This window comes from Arthrobacter sp. EPSL27 (assembly GCF_001512305.1).
Classification (GTDB): domain Bacteria; phylum Actinomycetota; class Actinomycetes; order Actinomycetales; family Micrococcaceae; genus Arthrobacter.
In genome coordinates, this window is sequence record NZ_LNUT01000005.1 from 1,348,090 (window position 1) to 1,369,828 (window position 21,739).

A 21,739-nucleotide genomic window follows, 5' to 3' on the forward strand; every position below is an offset into this window, starting at 1 on the left:
GCCATCGTGGATCGCGACGCCGGAGGGCACCAAAGTGCCCCCGGACCGCCGGGCGGCGCAGCCTGACTAAAACAATGCGCCCGTGACGGCGGACGTCAGGTCGTGGATGACTTCAGTCCGCGCGGGGACGCTCTCCATGCCGGCGCCCTTGGTGTAGATCACCACGGCGTAGGCCTTGCCGTCCTTGGCGAGGATTCCGGCGTCGTGCAGCGCCCCGTTCAGCAGCCCGTACTTATGGAACACGGTGATGCCGTCCGGGACTGCGGCGGGGATGAGCGACTCGTTGTTGGTGTCCTGCATGTAGGAGAGCAGCTGGGCGGTGTCCGCGGGCTCCAGCAGCGTCCCGGAGTACAGGCCGCCCAGGATGCGGGCCATCTCCGCGGGGGTGAGCGTGTTGCTGGTGGCGGCGTAGTCCACGCCGATCGACGCCGCGTACTCCGCCAGCTCCTCATGCCCCACGGCGTCCATGATCAGCGACCAAGAGTCGTTGTCGCTCTGCTGGATCATGGCCCGCAGCTGGAACTCCGCGGTGTACGCCCCCAGCGGGTCGTCCAGCGAAGCCTCCCCCGTTTCGACCTGGTGGTAGTAGGCCTCGGCAGCCAGGACTTTGGCGGTGCTGGCCGCAACAAAAGGCGCCTGCACCCCGTATTCGTGGACGTCGGCTGGGTCGGCGCCGTCCGACACGTCAACGACGGCGACGCCCACTTGGTAGTCGCTGTTGGCGTCGATCACGGCATTGATCTCGGCCTCGAGTTCCGCGTCAATGGCGGAGGGTGCGGGCGCCGCGGCGGACGCCGGTGGTGTGGTGGCCGGCGCCTGGCCTGCCGGCTGGCCGGCCGCCGTCGTATGCGCGTGCGCGACGGCGTTGACGCCAGCCCCCAGCCCTACTGCGCACAGCGCCACCGCTGCCGTTATCGCCAACCTGCCGCGTATCCGGCGGGGAGGCCGGGCGCCGGGGGCGCCGGGGGCGCGCAAATCGGAGGGCGGTGTGGTCTGTTCCATGGCAGTCCACACTAGCCAGGCCAGCTATGCGGAAGCTGTGAGCCGGCTGCCGCCGCGGACAGCCGGCTCAGCTGGGCCTAGATTTCGTCGTCCCACGTGCCCGCGTCGGCGGCGTCCTCGGGCTTGTCCTCCGCGTCCGGATCCCCGGACCCCACGTAGGCGGCCGGCACCGTTCCCCCGGCCTGGGTCAGCTGTTCCTCGCGGATGTTGCCTGCCTGGTGCGGTTCGGCGTGCGGCTGGCGGGCCTCGACGGCGTCCGGGTCGCCGGGCCCGCGAAGGCCGGCCGGGTCGACACCTGGTTCGTTCGGATCTCTCATGACACTGCCTTTCATCCATGGACAGGGAGGCTTCCCACACTAACGTGGTGCGCGGAGGGCCACGCCGCCAACGGGCCCGCGGGTACGTCATCAAGCGGGCCAGGGAGTTGACACCGGCAGGCCGGTACGGTTCACTTTTTGCATATGCTGAAATAACAGTTCCATGATGCGGAATGCATTGTCCGCATAGCCCTACACCGTGGATGCCAGCATCAAACACGAGGATCCGCCTCATGCACCTTAAAGAGTTCAATGCGGCCGGCCGGGACGAGGCCGCCGCCGCACTCCGGCCCTGCCTGGACATTCAGCGCTGGATTGACGGCCTGGCCGACGCCCGCCCCTACCCCAGCCTCGACGCGCTCCTCGACGCCGGACGCCGCACGGCCAACCCGTTCGCCCCGGCCGAAATCGACGCCGCCCTGGCGCACCACCCGCGGATCGGCGAGCGGGCCCAGGGAAACAGTACGGAGGCCAAGCTGTCCCAGGCGGAACAGGCCGGACTCGGCGAGGCCGATGCCGCCGTCGCGCAGGCCCTGGCGGACGGCAACCGGGCCTACGAGGAGAAGTTCGGGCAAGTGTTCCTGATCCGCGCCGCCGGACGCAGCCGCGAAGAGATCCTGGCGGCCCTCAACACGAGGCTCAGCCACACTCCGGAGAAAGAACAGGAAATTATCGGGCAGCAGCTGCGGGAAATCGCGGTGCTCCGACTCGAAGGGCTGATTGAACAATGAGCATGTCCCACGTCACCACCCATATCCTCGACACCGGCTCCGGCAAGCCCGCGGCGGACGTCCCGGTCACCCTGCACATGCTCGACGGCGAGCGCTGGGTCCAGATCGCCGAGGGCACCACGGACGGGGACGGCCGCATCAAGCAGCTGGGCCCGGATCGGCTGCCCACGGGCACCTACCGTCTGGCCTTCGACACGGGCAAGTACTTCGCCGACAGCGGGACCGAAACGTTCTTCCCCGAGGTCATCCTCACCTTCGGCATCCTGGAGTCGGAGGCCCACTACCACGTGCCGCTGCTGCTGAGCCCGTTCGCGTACTCCACGTACCGGGGCAGCTGAACCTCCGTACATCGCGCCACCACATGAAGGGCCCGGGGCACCGGGCCCTTTTTGCGTGCCCGCAGCCCATAGCGGGCAGCTATCGCCCATCCGGGGCGGCTCCATGGGCCGCGCCTGACCCCGCGCTGCTTTGTCACAATCGGTGATTTGGCGCAGGTGGGTCAAATCCGCCGCAATCCCTTGACAGTGGCGCGGGTCACTCCTACTCTGATTTTGGGATCCCAAATTGGGATCCCAAAAGATCGCGAGATGATCCCCGCGCCGCACCCCCATTCGAGCGGCGCTTCGGGACCGGACCGGGGACCCCCACCAACTGGCCCCGCCCCCGCGAAACCCAAGTCTTTTCCCCGCCTGCAGTTCTTCCTCTCTGTAAAGGAGAAGTTGTGTCACTTCCTAACACCGAAACCGCGGTACCGCTGCCGCAGGACAAAACCGGCAAGGACGGCGTGCAACGTCGCACCAACGTCCGCTGGAAAATGTTCCTGCTCCTGCTGGTCCTGGTCGCCGTCAACTACATCGACAGGGGCTCCATCTCGGTAGCCCTCCCCATCATCCAGAAGGAATTCAACCTGGCGCCCGAGCTGGTGGGCCTCCTGCTCTCCGCCTTCTTCTGGACCTACGCCCTGATGCAGGTCCCGGTGGGCCTGCTCATTGACAAGTTCGGCCCCCGCAAAGTCATGACGGCGTCCTGCGTCGGCTGGGGCGCGGCCACCGCGGCCTCCGGCATGGCCGGCGGCTTCCTCAGCATGTTCATTGCCCGCCTGGGCATCGGCGTCACCGAAGCCGGCGTTATGCCGGCCGGCGGCAAGCTCAACGCCATCTGGATGCACAAGTCGGAGCGCGGACGCGGTGCCACCATCCTCGACGCCGGCGCTCCGCTGGGCGCGGGCCTCGGCGGCATCATCATCGCCGGCCTCATCGCCTCCACCGGCAGCTGGCGCATCGCGTTCATCATCGCCGGCGCCGCCACGGTCCTCATGGGCCTGGCCGTCTGGTGGTACGTCCGCGACAACCCCCGCCAGCACCGCGGGGTCAATGACGCCGAGGCCGAGTACATCGAGGCCTCCCACGCGGCCGAAGACGCCGCCGCCGAGCTCGATGGCAGCAAGGGCAAGCGTGCCCTCCTGCCCTACCTGAAATTCCGCTCCTTCTGGGCCATGTGCTTCGGCTGGCTCGGCTTCAACGGCGTCTTCTACGGCCTGCTGACCTGGGGCCCGCTCTACCTGGCGCAGGACAAGGGCTTCGACCTCAAGACCATCGGCTGGTCCACCTTCGTGATCTTCGGCGCCGGCTTCGTCGGCGAGATCCTGGGCGGCACCATCGCGGACAAGTGGCAGTCCACCGGCGCCTCCGCCAACCGCGTGATGCGCACCCTCCTGGGCATCTCCAGCGTGGTGGTGATCGGCGGCCTGATCGGCGTCACGGTGGTGGCGGACCCGACGACGGCGGTAGTGCTCCTGTCCGTGGTGATGTTCTTCCTCCGCTGGGTGGGCCTGTTCTGGAGCATCCCGTCCATCCTGGGCGGCCGCACCAACGCCGGCGTCCTGGGCGGCGCGATGAACTTCAGCGGCAACATCTCCGGCTTCGTGACCCCGATCGCGGTGGGCCTCATTGTGGGCGCCACCGGCTCCTACACCTGGGCGCTGCTGTACTTCGTGGGATCCGCGATTGTTATGGGAGCCTCCGTCCTGACCCTGAACTACAACAAACGGCTACCTGTCTAAGCTAGCCACACGCGCCTGTTCCTGATGCCGGGAACGCAATGCCAGACAAGAACCGAAAGTGGAGAACCATGCACACCGCAGAAGACACCCAGGACAAAGAACGCCCCCTCCGCGAGGCCGTCCGGGACACCCTCCGCAACAGGATCTTCGAAGGGCACTACGTTCCCGGCACCAGGCTGGTGGAACGCGACCTCGCCGCCGAATTCAACGTCTCACGCCTCCCCGTCCGCGAAGCGCTGCGCATGCTGCGCCAGGAAGGGCTCATCAGTGACCGCGGTGCCCGCGGCGCCGAGGTCAGCACCCTGAGCCCCAAGGACGTCGAGGACCTGTTCGACGTCCGGCAGTCCCTCGAGGTGCTGGCCTGCCGGCTGGCCGCCACCCGCGCCACCGCCGAGGACCTCCGCGGCCTCCAGGCCATGCTGGACGAGGCCGACCGCTGCCTGGCCAAGGGCGCCGTCATGGAGGCCCACCGGGCCAACAGCGAATTCCACGACGCCATCACCCGGATCGCGGACAACGGCTTCCTCAAGTCCGCGCTGGAACCGCTCCAGGGCCGCATGCACTGGCTCTTCCGCCACGTCAGCGACCTGCCCGAACTCATCGAGGAACACCGCGCCCTCTACGCCGCCATCGCCAGCGGCGACCCGGAGCGCGCCGCCGCCCAGTCGGCGTCGCACATCGGCAAATACCGTGAACAGTTTCCGGAGGATTTCAGCCGGACCGAACCCGCCTTGCATCGGAAGAACTTATGAAACTCCTAGTCATCAACCCCAACATCAGCGACGACGTCACCGCGCTGATCGAGGCGGAGGCACTGCGCTCCGCCTCCCCCGGCACCGAACTCGTGGTCCGGACCGCCGCGTACGGCGTCGAGTACATCGAAACCCGCTTCGAATCCCTGATCGCGGCGGGGGCCGTCGCCGAGATCGTCGCCGAGCACGCGGGGCCTGAACACGGGATCGACGCCGTCGTTGTGGCCGCCTTCGGGGACCCCGGGATGCCGGCGCTGAAGGAACTCACTGACGTCCCCGTCATCGGGATCACCGAGGCCGCCCTCTGCGCCGCCGCCCTGCAGGGCCACCGGTTCTCCATCATCGCCATCTCGGACCGGATCCGGCCCTGGTACCGCGACTGCGTGGAACGCTTCGGCCTCGGCGGGCGGCTCGCCTCCATCCGCTCCATCAACGAGGCGCTTCACGGCATCGCCTCCGTGCAGCAGGATTTCAAGGCCACCCTGCTGGCCCTCAGCCACCAGGCCGTCGCCGAGGACGGGGCCGACGTCGTGATCCTCGCCGGGGCGCCGCTCGCCGGCCTGGCCCGGGAGCTCCGCGGGCAGATCGGCGTCCCGGTGGTGGACGGCATCTCCGCCGGCATCCGGATGGCGGAAGCCGTGGCGGCCCTCGACTCCGGCCCGCACCGCGCCGGCGCCTTCGCGGCGCCCCCGGCCAAGGCCCGCCGCGGCCTCTCCGCCCACCTGGACGCGGCCCTCACCGCGGCGCAGAACGCCACGCAAAACACAGCACACACCACGGCCCACGCCGGCCAACCAGCTACTTCTCTCTAGGAGGACACCGATGTCCGACACCCCAGAACTCGTCATCGCCAATGGCACCGTGGTCAACAGCTTCGGCCGCCAGCACGCCCACATCGTGGTCCGGGACGGCCGCATCGAACGGCTCGCCAACGCCGCCGGGCCCGTCCCCGCCGCCACCCGCACCATCGACGCCGCCGGCATGCTGATCATCCCCGGCGGGGTCGACGGGCACTGCCACGTCGCCCAGGTCACCGGCCGGTTCCGCACCCTCGACGACTACAAGACCACCTCCACCGCAGCGCTGTGGGGCGGCACCACCACCATCATCGACTTCGGCATCCCCCGCGACGCCCGGGAAACCCCGCTCGCGGCCGTCCTGCACAAGAAGGAACTGGCCCGGGACGCCCGCTGCGACGTCGCCCTGCACGGCTCCGTCATCACCTGGGACGAAACCGTGCCCTGGCAGCTGGAACAGCTCGCCGCCGAGGGCGTCCGGTCCGTCAAGATGTACACCACCAACCGCGGCACCACCATGGCGGACGGGGACACCATCCTGAAGGTCATGCGCGAGATGGTCCGCCTCGACGGCCTCACGTACATCCATGCCGAGCACGACCCCATCATCACGGACTGCACCACGCAGCACGCGGACGACGGCCGGATCGGCGTCGAACACCTGCACCGCACCCGCCCCGAACTGGCCGAGGAAGTCTCCGTCAAGGAAACCCTGGCCATGGCCGAGTACACCGGCGCTCCCGTCTACTTTGTGCACCAGTCCACGCCCGGCGCCGTCGACCTGGTCAGCGGGGCCCGCAGCCGCGGCCAGGAGGCCTACTCCGAAACCTGCCCGCACTACCTGACCCTGGACGACACCGTCTACGGATCGCGGGTGCCGGAGTGGTACGCCTGCTGCCCGCCCATGCGCAGCCCGGAGACGGTGGCCGCGCTCCGGGAACGGCTGGCCGACGGGGCCATCCACACCGTCGCGTCCGACCACTCCTGCTACGACCTCACGCAGAAGCGGGAGCGCACGGACGACATCCGCGAGATGCCGCACGGGCTCCCGGGCGTGGAAACCCGGATGCCCGTCACGTTCTCGGCCCTGATGGGCGCCTCCGCCGAGGCGCGCGTGGAGGACTTCGTGGAAGTCTTCTCCGCCGGCCCGGCCCGCATCAACGCCCTGCCCGGCAAGGGCACCATCGCGCCCGGGTTCGATGCCGACCTGGTCGTCTTCGACCCGGCCGAGGAACGCACGGTCGACGGCGGCGCCCTCCACATGGGCACCGATTTCTCCCCGTTCGACGGCCGGAACCTCACCGGGTGGCCCGCCGTCGTCGTCTCCGCCGGACGCGTGGTGCTGGACCAGGGCGGGTTCCACGATCCCGGCCCCGTGGGCCGGTTCGTGCCCCGCCTCGGGTTCCGCGAACACCAGGAGTCCACCGCGTCCGCCCTCATTCCCGCCGCCCAGGCCAGCGCCTCCCCGGCCGCCCGCTAGGAGTACCCATGCCTTCCGCAACCCGTCCCACCCGCATCGGCATGATTGTGCCGTCCTCCAACACCTGCCTCGAACCGCAGAGCTACCGGATCCTCGGCAGCCGCGACGACGTCACCATCCACTCCACCCGGATCCCGGTCACCCGGATCGCCCTGGACCAGTCCTCGGACAAGCAGTTCGACGCCGCCGTCATGCGTCAGGCCGCCGAACTGCTCGCCACGGCCGACGTGGACGTCATCGCCTGGAACGGCACCTCCGGATCCTGGCTCGGCGCCGACCACGACCGCCGGCTGGTCGCGGAGATCACGGACGCCACCGGCATCCCGGCCACCACCTCCACGCTGGCGTACCTGGAGGCGTTCCGGGCCTTCGGCACCGACCGCATCGGGCTCTTCACCCCCTACACCGGCGACGTCAACGAACAGATCATGGCGTCCTACCTCCGGGAGGGCATCAAGACCGTGGACCACCGGTTCCTGGGCCTCAGCGACAACGAATCCTTTGCCCGGGTCTCCGACGCCGAGATGCGGCCCGGGTCTTTGGAGCTTGCCGGGTCCGGCCCGGACGCCATCATTTACCTCTGCACCAACCTCTACGGTGCCAACATCACCGCCGAGGTCGAGGCGGCAACGGGCGTGCCCGTGCTGGACTCCGTGGCGGTGACGCTGTGGCACTGCCTCAGCATGGCGGGCGCGCCGCTGCTGGACCCGCGCTGGGGCCGGCTGCTCGCCTGAGCGGTGCGCCTGGCTGCCGGGCTCGTTCTGTGGTCCGGGTGGTCAGCCGTCCACCGTGTCAGCGTGGCGGTGGGCCACCTTCCACGCGCCGTCTTCCCGCCGGTACACCTGGGTGGCGCGCAGAGTGTAGGTGCGCGGCGTTCCATCGACGGAGGCGGCCGTGTGCTCCAGGCCTACGGTGTACGCCATGCCCCCCACGACGTCGTACGCCTGGAGCTCGAACGCGTAAGAGGTGCAGTCGGAGAAACTCTCGGCAAGGTAGCTGAAGAGTTCTTCCAGTTCCGCTTGCCCGAAGGAATTGCGCCATGCGCCGAGGACGCTGACGGGCTCGTTTCGTGACCAGATCGCCCGGCGCGGTGCCGCGTCGCCGTTGTGGAGGGCGAGTTCGGCCCCATACAGGGTGGTCTTGACCCACAGAAGAAAATCGTCTCGGTCAGTCATCCTGTCAAGCTACCCGCGGCCACGCCGGCAGACAACGGTGCCCCGGGGAGGCCGGACAAGCGTAGGCACCGATTGTGACTGCGCGGCCGACGGGGATGCGTCATCCTGCCTTGACGGGCTTTCGCCGGCCTCGATAATCTCGAATTATAGAAAAGTTTTCTCACATAATGAAAAACGCTACCTGCCATTCAACGACGAAAGAGAGGTTGGACGTGGCTGCAGGAGAAGAGACCTCCCATATCCTCAGCGGGTTGACTAACCAGCTGCCTGATCGTGATCCGGAAGAGACCGCCGAGTGGCTGGAGTCCCTGGATGCTTTGATTCAGGATCAGGGCACGGAGCGTGCCCAGTACATTATGCGGAGCCTGCTTCAGCGGGCGGGTGCGCAGAGTGTGGGTGTTCCGATGGTGACCACCACGGATTACGTGAACACGATTCCGGTGGACCAGGAAGCGCCGTTCCCCGGGGACGAGGAGATTGAGCGGAAGTACCGGGCGTGGCTGCGGTGGAACGCGGCGGTCATGGTGCACCGGGCGCAGCGCTCGGATATCGGCGTCGGCGGGCACATCTCGACCTATGCCGGTGCTGCGACCCTGTATGAGGTCGGGTTCAACCACTTCTTCCGCGGCAAGGACGCTCCCGGCGGCGGGGACCAGGTCTTTTTCCAGGGCCACGCCTCCCCCGGCATGTACGCCCGGGCGTTTATGGAAGGCCGGTTGACCGAGGAGGACCTGGACGGGTTCCGGCAGGAGAAGTCCAAGGAAGGCCACGCGCTGTCCTCGTACCCGCACCCGCGGCTGATGCCGGAGTTCTGGGAGTTCCCGACCGTGTCGATGGGCATCGGTCCGATGAACGCGATCTACCAGGCCCAGTCCAACCGGTACCTGCACAACCGGGGCCTGAAGGACACCTCGGACCAGCAGGTCTGGGCGTTCCTTGGTGACGGGGAAATGGACGAGCCCGAGTCCCGCGGCCTGCTCCAGCTGGCCGCGAACGACAAGCTCGACAACCTGAACTTCGTGATCAACTGCAACCTCCAGCGCCTGGACGGACCGGTCCGGGGCAACGGGAAGATCATGCAGGAACTCGAGGCGTTCTTCCGCGGCGCGGGCTGGAACGTGATCAAGGTCGTCTGGGGCCGGGAGTGGGATGACCTGCTCGCCAAGGACGAGGACGGCTCGCTCGTGAAGATCATGAACGAAACCGTCGACGGGGACTACCAGACCTACAAGGCCGAGTCCGGCGCGTTCGTCCGCGAGCACTTCTTCGGGCAGACCCCGCAGACCAAGGAACTGGTCCAGGACCTCACCGATGACCAGATCTGGAACCTCAAGCGCGGCGGCCACGACTACAACAAGGTCTATGCCGCGTACAAGGCCGCGACCGAGTTCAAGGGCAAACCCACCGTCATCCTGGCCCACACGGTCAAGGGCTACGGCCTGGGCACCCACTTCGAGGGCCGCAACGCGACCCACCAGATGAAGAAACTCACCCTCGCGGACCTCAAAGCCTTCCGTGACCACCTCCGCATCCCCATCACCGATGACCAGCTCGAAGCGGACCCCTACCGGCCCCCGTACTACCACCCCGGCCCGGACGCCCCCGAAATCCAGTACCTCATGGAACGCCGTAAAGCCCTCGGCGGCTTCGTCCCCGAACGCCGGGCGGCCCACGCCCCCGTGGAGCTGCCTGAGCCGAAAACCTTTGAGGTGGCCCGCCGCGGCTCCGGGAAGCAGAAGGCCGCCACCACCATGGCGTTTGTGCGCCTGCTCAAGGACCTGCTGCGGGACAAGAAGTTCGGCCACCGCATTGTCCCGATCGTGCCGGATGAATCGCGCACGTTCGGCATGGACGCGTTCTTCCCCTCCGCGAAGATCTACAACCCCGACGGCCAGGCCTATCTCTCGGTGGACCGGGACCTGGTGCTCGCCTACAAGGAATCCGCCCAGGGCCAGCTGATCCACCCGGGCATCAACGAGGCCGGCGCGGTGGCAGCGTTCACCGCGGCGGGCACGTCCTACGCCACGCACGGCGAACCGCTGATCCCGATCTACGTCTTCTACTCGATGTTCGGCTTCCAGCGCACGGGCGATTCCTTCTGGGCCGCCGCGGACCAGATGACCCGCGGGTTCATCATCGGCGCCACCGCGGGCCGCACCACCCTCACCGGTGAAGGCCTGCAGCACGCCGACGGCCACTCCCCCATCCTGGCCGCCACCAACCCCGCCGTCGTCACCTACGACCCCGCCTACGGCTACGAAATGGGCCACATCATCCGGGACGGGCTGGAGCGGATGTACGGTCCGGGTCCGGCCGACAACGACCCGGGCCGGAACCTGATGTACTACCTCACGGTCTACAACGAGCCCATCCTCCAGCCCGCCGAACCTGAGAACCTCGACGTCAACGGTGTGCTGAAGGGCATCTACCGGGTGTCGGCGTCGGACCTGGAAGGCCCCAAGAGCCAGATCCTGGCCTCCGGCGTCTCCGTCCCCTGGGCCCTCGAGGCCCAGCGCGTCCTCGCCGAGGACTGGGGCGTCTCCGCCGACGTCTGGTCCGTCACGTCCTGGAACGAGCTCCGCCGGGACGGGCTGGCCGCCGAAGAGGAAGCCTTCCTCAACCCCGGCCAGCCCGCCCGCGTCCCGTTCGTCGCCCAGCAGCTGGCCGGGGCCACGGGCCCGATCGTGGCCGTGAGCGACTACATGAAGGCGGTGCCGGACCAGATCCGCCAGTTCCTGCCGCACCAGTTTGCCTCGCTCGGTGCGGACGGGTTCGGGTTCTCCGACACCCGCGCCGCCGCCCGCCGCTTCTTCAAGAACGACACCCACTCGATTGTGGTGAAGACCCTGCAGCTGCTCGCGGCGAGGGGCGAGGTGGAGGAGGGCGCGCCGTCGTACGCCATGGACCGCTACAAGCTCCTGGACGTCACGGCCGGCACCACCGGGGGCGCGGGCGGCGACGCCTGACCCCGCCGAGTGCGCACTTCGCGGCAGTGTTCCCGCCCGGGACTGCCGTGAAGTGCCAACCCGGTGCATAGGCTGGGTCCATGACGGACTCACAACCAACGACGGCGGTGCTGCTCGCCGCGGGCGCGGGGACGCGGCTGGGGCTCGGGCCCAAGGCGCTGCTGCCGTTCCGCGGCCGCACCCTCGTTGAGGTACTGGCCGACGTGCTGCTCGACGGCGGCTGCCGCGAGGTGGTGGCGGTGCTCGGCGCCGGCGCGGCTGAGGTCCGCGGCACCGCCGACCTCAGCCGGTGCCGCGTGATCGAGAACCCGGACTGGGCCGGCGGCATGGGCGGCTCGTTCCGGGCGGGGCTCGCCGCGGCCGCCCCGGGGGACCACGTGCTCATGGCCCTGGTGGACCAGCCCGGCCTGGCCCCGGAAACGGTGGCCCGGCTGATCGCGGCCCACCGGCCCGGCCGGGTGACCGCTGCGGCTTACCGCGGCCCGGACGGTATCCTCCGGCGGGGCCACCCGCTGCTCCTGGACGCCGGCCTCCGCGCCGGCGCTGCGGAGACGGCAACGGGCGACGCCGGCGCCCGGCACTTCCTGCAGGCCCACCCGGACCTCATCGACCTGGTGGACTGCAGCGACCTCTCCGGCGGCGAGGACCTGGACACCAAGGACCAGCTGCACCTGCTCGACTGAAGCCACCCCTCAACCAAACTTGCTGGGTGTGCACCTTTCCCGGCCCGGATGGATCAGCTCACAGTTACTCCCGAGTCTGCGGCTCCACGGGGTCAGAGCCCCCTTCCGGAGTGCCCATGTCCGGGTCAATCGAGTTGGCTATGTCCGCAAGGTAAGAGTCCCTGGCCGAGACGTCGTCGGTCTGTCCCTTGATGTGTTGGCCGCCGTGAACAAACTGCTCGTCTGGGACCGGCTTCCCTGCTTTTTCTCCGTCACCCATATTGACCTTCCTTGAAAGAATCTTGAATCCCTGATCGGTGGAACCCGTTCCGGCACTTCAGCCATGAGCCTAGCGTGATTTCGGGGCGACGACTGGGGTAGTGGCTTCCTGGGAGGGTGCATGACGACCTGCCGCGTCGTCCGCCGCCGCAGTTTAGGTCTCCTCGGGGTTCCGGTCCCATGCCTCCGCCCAATAACATGCGAATCCGTGCGCGGGGCTCTCAACCCTGCGCGGCGTTCAGAGCGAGCGAGACGGGCAAGCATGCCGCAGACAAACGTCATCCAAAGCACCGCAGTAAGAAGGACGACACCAATCAGGGTCAGAGAATCCATCTGAGACCTCCCGGGATAGGCCGGCTGGAACGCCGCTGGCCCGTTCATTTCCATCACTCATTCAAGGAGACCTCCTTGAATGATGGCAGGTTTACCCTTCCTCGGGAAGCATCTCAACCCGGAATGGGTGCCCGAAGACCGTGCCAGTGCCATCGGGCGGCGGGGTGTCGAGTTGGCAGTTCGCGGCGGTGCCCTAAAAACCCCGCCGCGATCTGCTGTTTCTATGGCGTTCCGACGCCTAGAGTGAGCGGCATGGCTATCGCACGCTTCCCGGCCGTCGTTCTCGACTGCCCGGACCCCAAGACCCTGGCGGAGTTCTACGGCGCCCTCCTCGACTGGAATATCGAGCAGGGCGACGACGGCTGGAGCTCCGTTCGCGCCGAGTACGGCGATTCAATCAACTTCCAGAAGGTGGAGTCGTTCACGCCGCCGCAATGGCCCGGCCAAGACGTGCCGCAGCAGATGCACCTCGACCTCGTCGTCGATGACCTCGACGAGGCTGAGGCGGCAGTGCTCGAGCTCGGCGCGACCAAGCACGAGCACCAGCCGGGAACGACCTTCCGGGTCTTCCTGGACCCAGCCGGCCATCCCTTCTGCCTCTGCCTCAGCTAGCCTAGGAGCGCCCGCTTCAGCGTGTCGAGACCGACCGACCCGATGCGGGAAGGGGAAACGCAACGCGGCGTCAGCGGGCGGGGAGCAGCAGCCCCGCCAGGCCCTGCTTGAAGCCGGACCTGCCTCCGTGCGCGGGGTGCCGGATTTTCGGTGCGTCCACGCCGCTGCGCTGCAGGCTGCGGTGCGCCACATTCCCTACCGCCACCACCGTCTCGATGGGGAACATGCCCGCGAGCGCCTGCCAGAACGGCGTACCCAGAGCGGCTTCGGCGGCGTTGGGCGTGCGGTTGGACAGCGGCCGCCCGGGCTGGTGGGTGTGCCACGGGCAGGCGCTCCAGAGCAGGGGCAGGACGCCCAGTTCGGCCAGAACCTGCCACATCACCGTCGCGGTGGGCTCGGCCGCCACCCCGGCGGCATCCGCCGGCAGCACGTAGCCCTTGCCGGGCCCGAACAGGCCCAGCGCGTTCGCCGGGCCCTCGAACATGGTCCGGTTGGTGAAGGGAACCCCAGTGATCCGCATGCCCCGGAACCCCGGCGCCTCCCCCACCAGCAGGACCGTCGGGGCGCGCTCCTGCATCTCGCCCAGGTAGATGCCCAGATTCCGCCGCCGCAGCGCGTTCTCCGGCACGGAGTGGTCGAAGAAGTTGTTGCACGCAGGCCCCGTGTCCACGGCAGCCAGCCGGTCCACAAACGCGTCAATGGATGACGTCACCGCATTCCTTTCCCCTTCTCCGCCCGCCGGTGCACCAGACTACCGGCACCGGACGACCCGGCCCCCGGCGGCGGCGCAGGCCCCCGCCCCGGCCTAGCATGGGGGCATGACGGACATGACCATCTTCACGGTGGGCCACTCCACTCACCCCATCGACGAGTTCATCGGCATCCTGGAGGCCCACGGCATCAAACGGCTGATTGACGTGCGCACGGTGCCGAAGTCGCGGCACAATCCCCAGTTCAACACGGACGCCCTGGCGGCGAGCGTGCGCGCCCGCGGCATCACCTACCGGCGGATGGCGGCCCTCGGCGGGCTGCGGCATGCCCGGAAGGACAGCCCCAACGGCGCCTGGCGGAACGCGTCCTTCCGGGGATACGCGGACTACATGCAGACCGAAGACTTCACGGCCGCCGTCGAGCAGCTGATGGACCACGGACGGACCGCCAACGCGGCCATCATGTGCGCCGAAGCCGTCCCCTGGCGCTGCCACCGCTCGCTGATCGGCGACGCGCTCCTGGTCCGGAACGTGGAGGTCCTGGACATCATGACCGCCACGTCCGCCAAACCCCATTCCCTGACCAAGTTCGCCCGCGTGGAGGGCACCCGGGTCTGGTATCCGCCGGAGTGACCGCCGCGTTGGAGTGTAGAAGCGGCTACCAGCGCGGGTGGATGGACGCGCGGAAGTACTTGTCGTAAATTTCCCGGACCCCGACGTCGAACGTCGCGTCGATCCCGCGGACCCCGGCGGCCTCGGCGTTGGCCCGGGCCTGGTCCACGCTGCGCGCACCCGGGATCACCGTGCTGACGCCGTCCTGCGCCGCGATCCAGCGGCCGTCGCCGTACACGTCCGCGGTGTCGAAGAACGTGACGCCGGCGTCCACGCAGGCGGCCAGGACCGCGCGGGCCTGCGCCGGGTCCACCTTTCCCCAGTCCGCGCCAAGCTGCCAGGTCCCCAGTCCGACGACGGAGACGGACCGGCCGGTTTTGCCCAAGATTCGCTGTTCCATCATCCGACTATAGGCCGGTAGCACCAACGCGGGGTCAGACGCGGTCCATGAGGGCGCCTTCCTTGGGCCGTAGCTGACCCCGCGTTGGTTTCAGCGGGCCGCGGCCAGGCCCGCTTCTTTCAGGCCCAGGTAGATCTTGTCCCGGGCGATGGGCAGGTCCGCGAACCGGATTCCCGTGGCGTTGCGGATGGCGTTGGCCAGCGCCGGCGCCACCGGGTTGAACGGGCTCTCGCTCATGGATTTCGCGCCCAGCGGGCCCAGCTTGTCGTTGGTGTCGGCGAAGTACACCTCGCTGCGGGGCACGTCCGCGAAGGACGGGATGTGGTACTGCCGGAGGATGTCGGTGGTGACCCGGCCGGCGTCGTCCACCTTGACCTCCTCATAGAGCGCGGCGCCGAGCGCCTGCGCAATGCCGCCCTCGATCTGCCCGCGGCACTGCCGCGGGTTCACCACCACGCCGGCGTCGGCGGCCTGGACGCTTTGCAGGATCCGCAGCTCCCCGGTCCCGGTGTTCACCGCCACCCGGAACCCGTGCACGTTGAACGCCACAGACCGCGGCGTGCCGCCCCAGTGCCCCTCGGCGGAAAGGTCGACGCCGGCCGCCTCGGCGGCGCTGTGGAGTTCCGCCAGCGGCACCCGGGTCCCCTCGCAGATGACCGCGTCATCCTCCAGCACGCACCCGGAAGCCTGGACCTGCCGGAGCCCGGCGGCGAACGCGCGGATCCGCACCGCCAGGTCCTCGGCAGCGGCCAGCGTGGCCTTCCCGGCCACCACCGTCCCGGCCGAGCCGAACGCCCCGGAATCGTGGTCCACCAGGTCCGTGTCCGACTGCCGCACCGTGATCCGGCCCGCGGTGGTGGACAGGGCGGTAGCGGCCAGCTGCGCGTGCACCGTGGTGGTGCCGTTGCCGAACTCCGCGGTGCCCACATCCACCCGGTAGGTCCCGTCCGGCTGGAGCCGGAGCCTGGAATGCGCGAAGTGGCCGCGCGGCGGGACGGTGTCGATCATGGACAGCGCCGAGCCTTCCCCGGTGACCCAGTCCGGGCCGAGATCAGCCAGCCCGGCGTTCCGATAGCGTTCCGCGCCGCGTGCCAGCGCGTCCTGCACCAGCCGGGTGCACTGGTCCAGCCCGTAGCTGCCGTAGAGGACGTCCTCCTCCGGGTCGGGGTGGGTGGAGAGCATGTCGTCGCCCTCGCGGACCATGTTGCGGCGGCGGAACTCCATCGGGTCCATGCCGATCCCGGCGGCGAGCTCGTCCACCGCGGACTCGATCGCGAAGATCATCTGGCTGAGCCCGTACCCGCGGAACGCGCCGGACGGCACCGTGTTGGTGTACACGGCGTGCGCGTCCACTTTTTTGTTGGCGCAGTTGTAGATGGCCAGGGATTCGCCGCAGCCGTGGAACATCACCCCCACGGAGTGGTTGCCGTAGGCGCCGGCGTTGGTCAGCACCTCCAGCTGCAGCGCGGTCAGCTTTCCGGCGCTGCTGGCGGCGGCCTTGAGCTGGATGGTGAACGGGTGCCGGGTGGTGGAGGCCGTGAGCTGCTCGGTCCGGGTGAACTCGAGCTGCACGGGCCGCCGCAGTTTCAGCGCGGCCAGGGCCACGATGTCCTCGGTGAGGACTTCCTGCTTGCCGCCGAAGCCGCCGCCCACCCGACCGGCGACCACCCTGATGCGGTCCTCCGGCAGGTCGAAGAGCCGGCCAAGGGTGCGCCGGACCAGGAAGGGCACCTGGCTGGACGTGCGGACCTGGAGCCGGCCGTCGTCGTCGATCGTGGCGATCGCGGCGTGCGTCTCCAGCGCCGTGTGCTGCACCCGCTGGGTGCGGTAGGTCTGTTCGTGGATGAAGTCGGCTGCCGCGAAGGCCGCGGCGACGTCGCCCAGTTCGGAGTGCAGCTCGGCCACGACGTTCTGCTCCGGCCGGCCGATGCGGGCTGTGGCGGCGTCCTTGTCGCCGTGGAGAGCGGGGGCGCCGGGCAGCATGGCCTCCTGCGGGGTGAAGACGGCGTCCAGCACCTGGTACTCCACCTTCAGGGCCCGTGCCCCGGCTTCCGCGGCGGCCACGGAATCGGCGACGACGGCGGCCACCCGCTGCCCGATGAACCGGACCACGTCATCGAGCACCCGGGTGTCGTCCGGATCGTCGGTGTAGAGCTCGTGCTGTGCCGTGGAGAACAGCTGCGCGGGGGCGTCCCGGTGCGTGAAGACCGCCTCGACGCCGGGAATCCGAAGGGCGTCCGCGGTGTCGATGGACAGGACGCGGGCGTGGGCGTGCGGGGAGCGCAGGAGCTTCATGTGCAGCAGCCCCGGATACTCCGACGCCGGGACGTCCAGAGTGTAGCGCGCCGTGCCGGTGACCACTGCCCGGCTGGCGGGCGCGGGGACGTCGTCGCCCAGCTGGCCGGGGCGGGGGCCGGGCTGGCCCTCCCCCGCGATCCCGGACCCGTGCCCGGCGGGGTCCGGGTGCCCGTGCGCGGCGTCCCCGCAGACCGCGTCCGCGATGGCCCGATAGCCGGTGCAGCGGCACAGGTTCCCCTTGAGGTTCCGCGGCAGGTTGGCCTTCTGTTCGTCGTCGAACGTGGCCGCCGTCATCACCATGCCGGCGGTGCAGAACCCGCACTGGAAGCCCTGGCGCTCCATGAACTGCTGCTGCATCGGGTGCAGGTCCGTGCCGGGTGTTGTCCCGGCCAGTCCTTCCACGGTGGTGACGGACCGGCCCTCCGCACGGACGGCGGGGTAGATGCAGCTGTGCACCGGCGTGCCGTCCACGTGCACGGTGCACGCGCCGCAGTCGCCGCCGTCGCACCCTTTTTTGACGCCCATGTTCCCCTGCTCGCGCAGGAACGTCCGCAGGCACTGCCCGGGCCGGGGCTCGGCCTGCGCCGGAACGCCGTTGATTTCCATCTGGTTGGCCATGGTCAGGCCCCTTCCTGCTGTGGTGAAGCCTGTGGTGCTGCCGGCGCCGGGGGCCAGAAATCGCCCGAGACGCGGGCCGGCGGGGTGTCTGCCGGGGCTGCCAGTTCGGCGCGGATCTCCTCCGCGAGCCGGTAGGTCATGTCCTTGCGCCAGGCGGGCAGGCCGTGGATGTCGTCGTGATAGAGCCCGTCCGGGATGGCTGCGTCGAGTGCCGCGGCCAGGTCGGCCGCCGTCGGCATCCCGGTGCCGCTAATGCCGCCGGTGCCGGCGAGGCGCAGCTGCACGGGCCGCTTGGTGGCGGCGGTGACGGTGAGCACCAGGGTGCCGTCGGCACCGTCTTCCGCACGCTCGTGCCGTCCGATCAGCAGCGCTCCGGAGCGGCCCAGGTTGCTCAGCGACAGGCGGCGGAACGCCACCCGGGAGGCCAGGGCCCGCGCGGGCAGGTGGATACTGCGGAGCAGCTCGCCGGGGGCCAGGGCGTTCCGGGCGTCGCCGGTGACGAACTCCGCCACCGGGACGGTGCGGCTGGCGCCGCCCGGTCCGAGGAGTGTGGCCACGCCGTCGAGGGCCGCGCAGAGGGAAATCATGGGTCCGGCCGGCAGGGACGTGCAGAGGTTGCCGCCAACGGTGGACATGTTCCAGATCTTGAAGGACGCCACGAACGAATCGCAGCAAGGCCGGACCAGTTGCAGCGCGGGCCAGTCCAGGCCGGCCACGGAGCCGCTGTCCGGCAGCGCATAAAGTTCGGCGATGGTGCAGGTAGCGGCGAGGTCGATGCCGGATCCGGACACGGTGATGGCCGGCCAGCCGGTGGCGCCGAGGTCCAGCAGCCGCCGCAGCGGTTCCTGGCCGAACGCGAAGCTGCCGTAGGAAAAGAGCACGGTGCCGCCGGCCAGCCAGGCGTCCCCGGGCTGCCAGTCAGCCGGGTCCGCGGTGCGGACCACCGCCTCGATGGTGTTCATGTCCATGGCATCTCCTGGTGTTGCGGGGTCAGGGCCGGCGGGGCGGGGCGCCCCGCGGCGGCGTGGTGAAAGCTGCGGTGGTGCGGGGCCGCAGCCGGCGGCGCGGCCGGTACCGGTACCGCGGTTCTGGGCCCGCCGGCCGGGTGGGGGCGGCCCGCGCGCTGGTGGATGGGCCCGCTCCCGTGTTTCAGGGGCTGGCCGCTGGCGGTACGGTTCCGGCTGGCCACCAGCTCTGCGGTGATGGAGACCGCCACCTCGGCCGGGGTGACGGCGCCCAGGTCCAGGCCGATGGGTGAATGCAGCCGGCCGGTGTCCGCCGGGGTGACTCCCGCGGCGTGCAGGGACTCCAGCCGCTGGGCGTGGCTGCGGCGCGATCCCATCGCCCCGACGTACGCCAGGTCCAGGCCCAGCGCTGCCTGCAGGAGCGGGATGTCGAACTTGGGGTCGTGGGTGAGCACACACACGACGGTGCGGGGATCGAGCCGTCCGGCGGCGGCCTCGGCGGCCAGGTACTGGTGCGGCCACGCGGTGACCACCTGGTCCGCGGCGGCGAACCGCTCCTGGCTGGTGAAGGCCGGCCGCGCGTCGCACAGGGTCACGTGGTACCCCAGCAGCCGGGCGGCCGGCACCAGGGCCGCGCCGAAGTCGTTGGCGCCGAACACCAGCATCCGGGGCGCGGGAAGCCGGCTCTCCACCAGCAAGGTGATGGGCTCCGGGCCTGGGTGTGGTGGCACGCCTGTGCCGGAAAGGCAGCCCTCCGGCGGGGCAAACCGGACCAGCCCGTTCCGGCCGCCGCGCAGCAGCGGTTCCAGCTGGGCGGCGGCCTGGACGAGTGCCCCGGCACCGGCGGCGGCCGGACCCAGCAGTGCCGCCAGGTCCGCCGACGCCTCCGCCCGCCAGTGCGCCGGATCCTGGACCACCACGGCGCCCGCGCCGCCGGCGTCCACCCTGCGGATCAGCGCGAGCGCGGTGCCGGCGCCGGAACCCGCCGGGACCTCCAGGCGTCCAAGCCCGGAGCCCCCGGCGGCGCCCATTGGTTCAGCGGCGCCCATCCACACAGCAGAGCCCAGCGGTTCGATGTGGACTTCCAGCTCCCCGCCGCAGGTGAGCCCGACGGCGAACGCGTCCGCGTCGCTGTAACCGAAGAACTCGCGGCGGGTGCCGCCGTCGGCCATCACGTCCAGGGCCGCCGCAACCACGGCCCCTTCGACGCAGCCGCCGGAGAGGCTGCCCAACACCTCGCCGGTTTCGGCGACCACCATGGACGTGCCCAGCGGCCGCGGGACGGACCCTGCGGCGCCGACCACCGTGGCGACGGCGCAGCGCACGCCGTCAACGACGGGCTGCCAGTCCTTGAGCGACGGCATCAGATCCAGCATTGCTGCACCCCCTTTTCCTGCGCGGCGATGGTGTCCATATTCTTGTTCCTCTCCAGCCCCCCGGGGAAGCACCGGGGACGCTGGGTTTCCTAGGCGCCCAGCAGCGCGTTGATGGAGCCGCGGGCGAAGTACACCAGGAAGCCGGCGGTGACCACCCACATCAGCGGGTGCACCTTGCGGGCTTTCCCGGAGCAGGCGCTGATCACGGCCCAGGAGATGAACCCGACGCCGATGCCGTTGGCGATGGAGTAGGTCAGCGGCATGGTGACGATGGTGAGGAAGGCCGGCAGCGCCACGGAGAACTTGCTGAACTTGATCTCGCGGATCTGGGCCATCATCATGGCGCCCACCACCACCAGGGCGGCTGCGGCAACTTCCAGCGGCACCACGGAGGTGAGCGGGGTCAGGAACATCGAGCCCAGGAACAGCAGGCCGGTGATCACGGAGGCCAGTCCGGTGCGGGCGCCTTCGCCGATGCCGGCCGCGGAGTCGATGTACACCGTGTTGGACGATCCTGAGGTGGCGCCGCCGGCCACCGCCCCCAGGCCCTCGACCACGAAGGCGGACTTCAGCCGCGGGAACGTGCCGTCCTTGTGCGCCACGCCGGCGCTTTTCGCCAGGCCGGTCATGGTGCCCATGGCATCAAAGAAGTTGGTGAACACCAGGGTGAAGACCAGCATGGTCGCTGCCAGCCCGCCGATCCGGCCGAAGGCGCCGAACATGTCGAACTGTCCCACCAGGGACAGGTCCGGGGCGGACACCAGCTGCCCGGAGAGGACCGGGGTGTTGAGGTGCCAGCCGCCGGGGTTGCTCGCGCTGCCGGGGCCGATCTTCAGGAACGCCTCGACCACTCCGGCCAGCACCGTGGTGGCCACGATGCCGATCAGCAGCCCGCCCTGGACCTTGCGGGCCACCAGCACGCCCATGACCAGCAGGCCGACGATGAACACCATGGTGGGCACCGAGGTGATGGACCCGTTGTCGCCCAGCTGGACCGGGGGCCCGGCCGTGGTGGCCCGGACGAAGCCGGAGTCCACAAAGCCGATGAAGGCGATGAACAGGCCGATGCCCACGGTGATGGCGGCTTTCAGTTCCTTCGGCACCGCGCGGAAGATCGCGGTGCGGGCGCCGGTGACGCCGAAGAGGACGATCAGGATGCCGTTGATCACCACCAGTCCCATGGCCTCGGCCCACGTGACCTCCTGGATCACGGCCACCGCCAGGAAGGAGTTGATGCCGAGCCCTGCGGCGAGCCCGAACGGGAGGTTGGCCACCAGGCCGAAGAGGATGGTCATGACGCCGGCGGTGAGGCCGGTGACGGCGCCCACCTGCGCGGCGGACAGCCAGCCCCCGGCGACGTCGGTGGGGGCGTTGTCCGCGCTGAAACCGCCAAGGATCAGGGGGTTCAGGATGACGATGTAGGCCATGGTGAAGAACGTGACCAGGCCGCCGCGGACCTCGCGGGCCACGGTGGAGCCGCGCTTGGTGATCTCGAAGAAGCGGTCCAGGAAGGAGTTGGGCGCCTGCGGCGGCTCGGGCGTTGCCGGGTGCTGCGGGGTGCCGGAAGTGGTGTCCAGGATTGTCATGTCAGC

19 protein-coding genes and 1 pseudogene are annotated in these 21,739 nt (G+C 69.4%); 11 read left to right on the plus strand and 9 right to left on the minus strand.

Going from position 1 to position 21,739, the window contains the following annotated elements; genetic code table 11:
• Positions 1–66 precede the first annotated feature (66 nt).
• Both AR539_RS17180 and AR539_RS17185 read right to left on the minus strand, forming a co-directional pair.
• Complete coding sequence (locus tag AR539_RS17180; protein ID WP_157361046.1) at positions 67–1,002, minus strand: serine hydrolase; 936 nt, start codon at positions 1,000–1,002, stop codon at positions 67–69.
• 77 nt (positions 1,003–1,079) lie between these two features.
• Entirely contained in the window at positions 1,080–1,319 is a 240-nt protein-coding gene (locus AR539_RS17185) for a hypothetical protein (protein ID WP_066439544.1), read from the minus strand.
• A gap of 233 nt (positions 1,320–1,552) precedes the next feature.
• On the opposite strand from AR539_RS17185, the gene uraD reads away from it, so the two are divergent.
• The 7 genes from uraD to AR539_RS17220 all read left to right on the plus strand — a co-directional run bounded on the left by uraD (position 1,553) and on the right by AR539_RS17220 (position 7,875).
• A complete protein-coding gene (gene uraD, locus AR539_RS17190) occupies positions 1,553–2,050 on the plus strand; it encodes a 2-oxo-4-hydroxy-4-carboxy-5-ureidoimidazoline decarboxylase (RefSeq protein ID WP_066439546.1) in 498 nt (165 codons plus the stop codon).
• On the plus strand, positions 2,047–2,388 hold the full coding sequence (gene uraH / locus AR539_RS17195; protein ID WP_066439547.1) for a hydroxyisourate hydrolase: 342 nt from the start codon (positions 2,047–2,049) through the stop codon (positions 2,386–2,388). The genes uraD and uraH overlap by 4 nt, the downstream gene beginning before the upstream one ends.
• 383 nt (positions 2,389–2,771) lie before the next feature.
• Positions 2,772–4,112 (plus strand): MFS transporter, encoded by a 1,341-nt coding sequence (locus AR539_RS17200; RefSeq protein WP_066439548.1) that lies wholly within the window; start codon positions 2,772–2,774, stop codon positions 4,110–4,112.
• Positions 4,113–4,180: 68 nt separating this feature from the next.
• On the plus strand, positions 4,181–4,864 hold the full coding sequence (locus AR539_RS17205) for a GntR family transcriptional regulator (protein WP_066439549.1): 684 nt from the start codon (positions 4,181–4,183) through the stop codon (positions 4,862–4,864).
• Positions 4,861–5,676, plus strand: a complete 816-nt coding sequence (locus AR539_RS17210; RefSeq protein WP_066439550.1) for an aspartate/glutamate racemase family protein — start codon at positions 4,861–4,863, stop codon at positions 5,674–5,676. Before AR539_RS17205 ends, AR539_RS17210 begins: the two co-directional genes overlap by 4 nt.
• A gap of 10 nt (positions 5,677–5,686) precedes the next feature.
• Positions 5,687–7,141, plus strand: coding sequence for an amidohydrolase family protein (locus AR539_RS17215; RefSeq protein ID WP_066439551.1), 1,455 nt, complete (start codon positions 5,687–5,689; stop codon positions 7,139–7,141).
• A gap of 8 nt (positions 7,142–7,149) precedes the next feature.
• A complete protein-coding gene (locus AR539_RS17220) occupies positions 7,150–7,875 on the plus strand; it encodes a maleate cis-trans isomerase family protein (RefSeq protein WP_066439552.1) in 726 nt (241 codons plus the stop codon).
• A 42-nt stretch (positions 7,876–7,917) separates the two neighbouring features.
• Here the strand turns inward: AR539_RS17220 and AR539_RS17225 are convergent, their stop codons facing one another.
• Positions 7,918–8,316: a nuclear transport factor 2 family protein gene (locus AR539_RS17225; RefSeq protein ID WP_066439553.1), complete on the minus strand. Its 399-nt coding sequence runs from the start codon at positions 8,314–8,316 to the stop codon at positions 7,918–7,920.
• A gap of 167 nt (positions 8,317–8,483) precedes the next feature.
• Here AR539_RS17225 and aceE point away from each other — a divergent pair, with 167 nt between their 5' ends.
• The 3 genes from aceE to AR539_RS17245 all read left to right on the plus strand — a co-directional run bounded on the left by aceE (position 8,484) and on the right by AR539_RS17245 (position 13,168).
• Positions 8,484–11,282 carry a pyruvate dehydrogenase (acetyl-transferring), homodimeric type gene (gene aceE, locus AR539_RS17230; RefSeq protein ID WP_231728648.1) on the plus strand — a complete coding sequence of 933 codons (2,799 nt, stop codon included), beginning with the start codon at positions 8,484–8,486 and terminating at the stop codon, positions 11,280–11,282.
• An 80-nt stretch (positions 11,283–11,362) separates the two neighbouring features.
• Positions 11,363–11,965: a nicotine blue oxidoreductase gene (gene nboR, locus AR539_RS17235; protein ID WP_066439556.1), complete on the plus strand. Its 603-nt coding sequence runs from the start codon at positions 11,363–11,365 to the stop codon at positions 11,963–11,965.
• Positions 11,966–12,808: 843 nt separating this feature from the next.
• A complete protein-coding gene (locus AR539_RS17245) occupies positions 12,809–13,168 on the plus strand; it encodes a VOC family protein (RefSeq protein ID WP_066439560.1) in 360 nt (119 codons plus the stop codon).
• 70 nt (positions 13,169–13,238) lie between these two features.
• On the opposite strand, the gene AR539_RS17250 is transcribed toward AR539_RS17245, so the two are convergent.
• Entirely contained in the window at positions 13,239–13,880 is a 642-nt protein-coding gene (locus AR539_RS17250; RefSeq protein ID WP_066439563.1) for a uracil-DNA glycosylase, read from the minus strand.
• A gap of 106 nt (positions 13,881–13,986) precedes the next feature.
• Between AR539_RS17250 and AR539_RS17255 the strand changes: the two genes are divergently transcribed.
• Positions 13,987–14,511, plus strand: a complete 525-nt coding sequence (locus AR539_RS17255) for a DUF488 domain-containing protein (protein WP_066439565.1) — start codon at positions 13,987–13,989, stop codon at positions 14,509–14,511.
• 199 nt (positions 14,512–14,710) lie between these two features.
• Here the strand turns inward: AR539_RS17255 and AR539_RS19760 are convergent.
• The 5 genes and pseudogenes from AR539_RS19760 to AR539_RS17280 form a co-directional block, all read right to left on the minus strand.
• Positions 14,711–14,890 (minus strand): annotated as a pseudogene (locus AR539_RS19760) (aldo/keto reductase); the annotation flags it as partial.
• Between the two features lie 90 nt (positions 14,891–14,980).
• Positions 14,981–17,806: a molybdopterin-dependent oxidoreductase gene (locus AR539_RS17265; protein ID WP_066439569.1), complete on the minus strand. Its 2,826-nt coding sequence runs from the start codon at positions 17,804–17,806 to the stop codon at positions 14,981–14,983.
• A 2-nt stretch (positions 17,807–17,808) separates the two neighbouring features.
• Complete coding sequence (locus tag AR539_RS17270; protein ID WP_066439571.1) at positions 17,809–18,774, minus strand: FAD binding domain-containing protein; 966 nt, start codon at positions 18,772–18,774, stop codon at positions 17,809–17,811.
• Complete coding sequence (locus tag AR539_RS17275; RefSeq protein ID WP_082699428.1) at positions 18,765–20,147, minus strand: XdhC family protein; 1,383 nt, start codon at positions 20,145–20,147, stop codon at positions 18,765–18,767. Before AR539_RS17275 ends, AR539_RS17270 begins: the two co-directional genes overlap by 10 nt.
• Before the next feature lie 89 nt (positions 20,148–20,236).
• Positions 20,237–21,733: an NCS2 family permease gene (locus AR539_RS17280; RefSeq protein ID WP_066439573.1), complete on the minus strand. Its 1,497-nt coding sequence runs from the start codon at positions 21,731–21,733 to the stop codon at positions 20,237–20,239.
• Positions 21,734–21,739 lie beyond the last annotated feature (6 nt).

Bases quoted from the DNA above. Each gene is read 5' to 3' on its own strand.
- AR539_RS17180 (WP_157361046.1), bottom strand. From the start codon at position 1,002: ATGGAACAGACCACACCGCCCTCCGATTTGCGCGCCCCCGGCGCCCCC.
- AR539_RS17185 (WP_066439544.1), bottom strand. From the start codon at position 1,319: ATGAGAGATCCGAACGAACCAGGTGTCGACCCGGCCGGCCTTCGCGGG.
- uraD (WP_066439546.1), top strand. From the start codon at position 1,553: ATGCACCTTAAAGAGTTCAATGCGGCCGGCCGGGACGAGGCCGCCGCC.
- uraH (WP_066439547.1), top strand. From the start codon at position 2,047: ATGAGCATGTCCCACGTCACCACCCATATCCTCGACACCGGCTCCGGC.
- AR539_RS17205 (WP_066439549.1), top strand. From the start codon at position 4,181: ATGCACACCGCAGAAGACACCCAGGACAAAGAACGCCCCCTCCGCGAG.
- AR539_RS17210 (WP_066439550.1), top strand. From the start codon at position 4,861: ATGAAACTCCTAGTCATCAACCCCAACATCAGCGACGACGTCACCGCG.
- AR539_RS17215 (WP_066439551.1), top strand. From the start codon at position 5,687: ATGTCCGACACCCCAGAACTCGTCATCGCCAATGGCACCGTGGTCAAC.
- AR539_RS17220 (WP_066439552.1), top strand. From the start codon at position 7,150: ATGCCTTCCGCAACCCGTCCCACCCGCATCGGCATGATTGTGCCGTCC.
- AR539_RS17225 (WP_066439553.1), bottom strand. From the start codon at position 8,316: ATGACTGACCGAGACGATTTTCTTCTGTGGGTCAAGACCACCCTGTAT.
- aceE (WP_231728648.1), top strand. From the start codon at position 8,484: ATGAAAAACGCTACCTGCCATTCAACGACGAAAGAGAGGTTGGACGTG.
- nboR (WP_066439556.1), top strand. From the start codon at position 11,363: ATGACGGACTCACAACCAACGACGGCGGTGCTGCTCGCCGCGGGCGCG.
- AR539_RS17245 (WP_066439560.1), top strand. From the start codon at position 12,809: ATGGCTATCGCACGCTTCCCGGCCGTCGTTCTCGACTGCCCGGACCCC.
- AR539_RS17255 (WP_066439565.1), top strand. From the start codon at position 13,987: ATGACGGACATGACCATCTTCACGGTGGGCCACTCCACTCACCCCATC.
- AR539_RS17265 (WP_066439569.1), bottom strand. From the start codon at position 17,806: ATGGCCAACCAGATGGAAATCAACGGCGTTCCGGCGCAGGCCGAGCCC.
- AR539_RS17270 (WP_066439571.1), bottom strand. From the start codon at position 18,774: ATGGACATGAACACCATCGAGGCGGTGGTCCGCACCGCGGACCCGGCT.
- AR539_RS17275 (WP_082699428.1), bottom strand. From the start codon at position 20,147: ATGCTGGATCTGATGCCGTCGCTCAAGGACTGGCAGCCCGTCGTTGAC.
- AR539_RS17280 (WP_066439573.1), bottom strand. From the start codon at position 21,733: ATGACAATCCTGGACACCACTTCCGGCACCCCGCAGCACCCGGCAACG.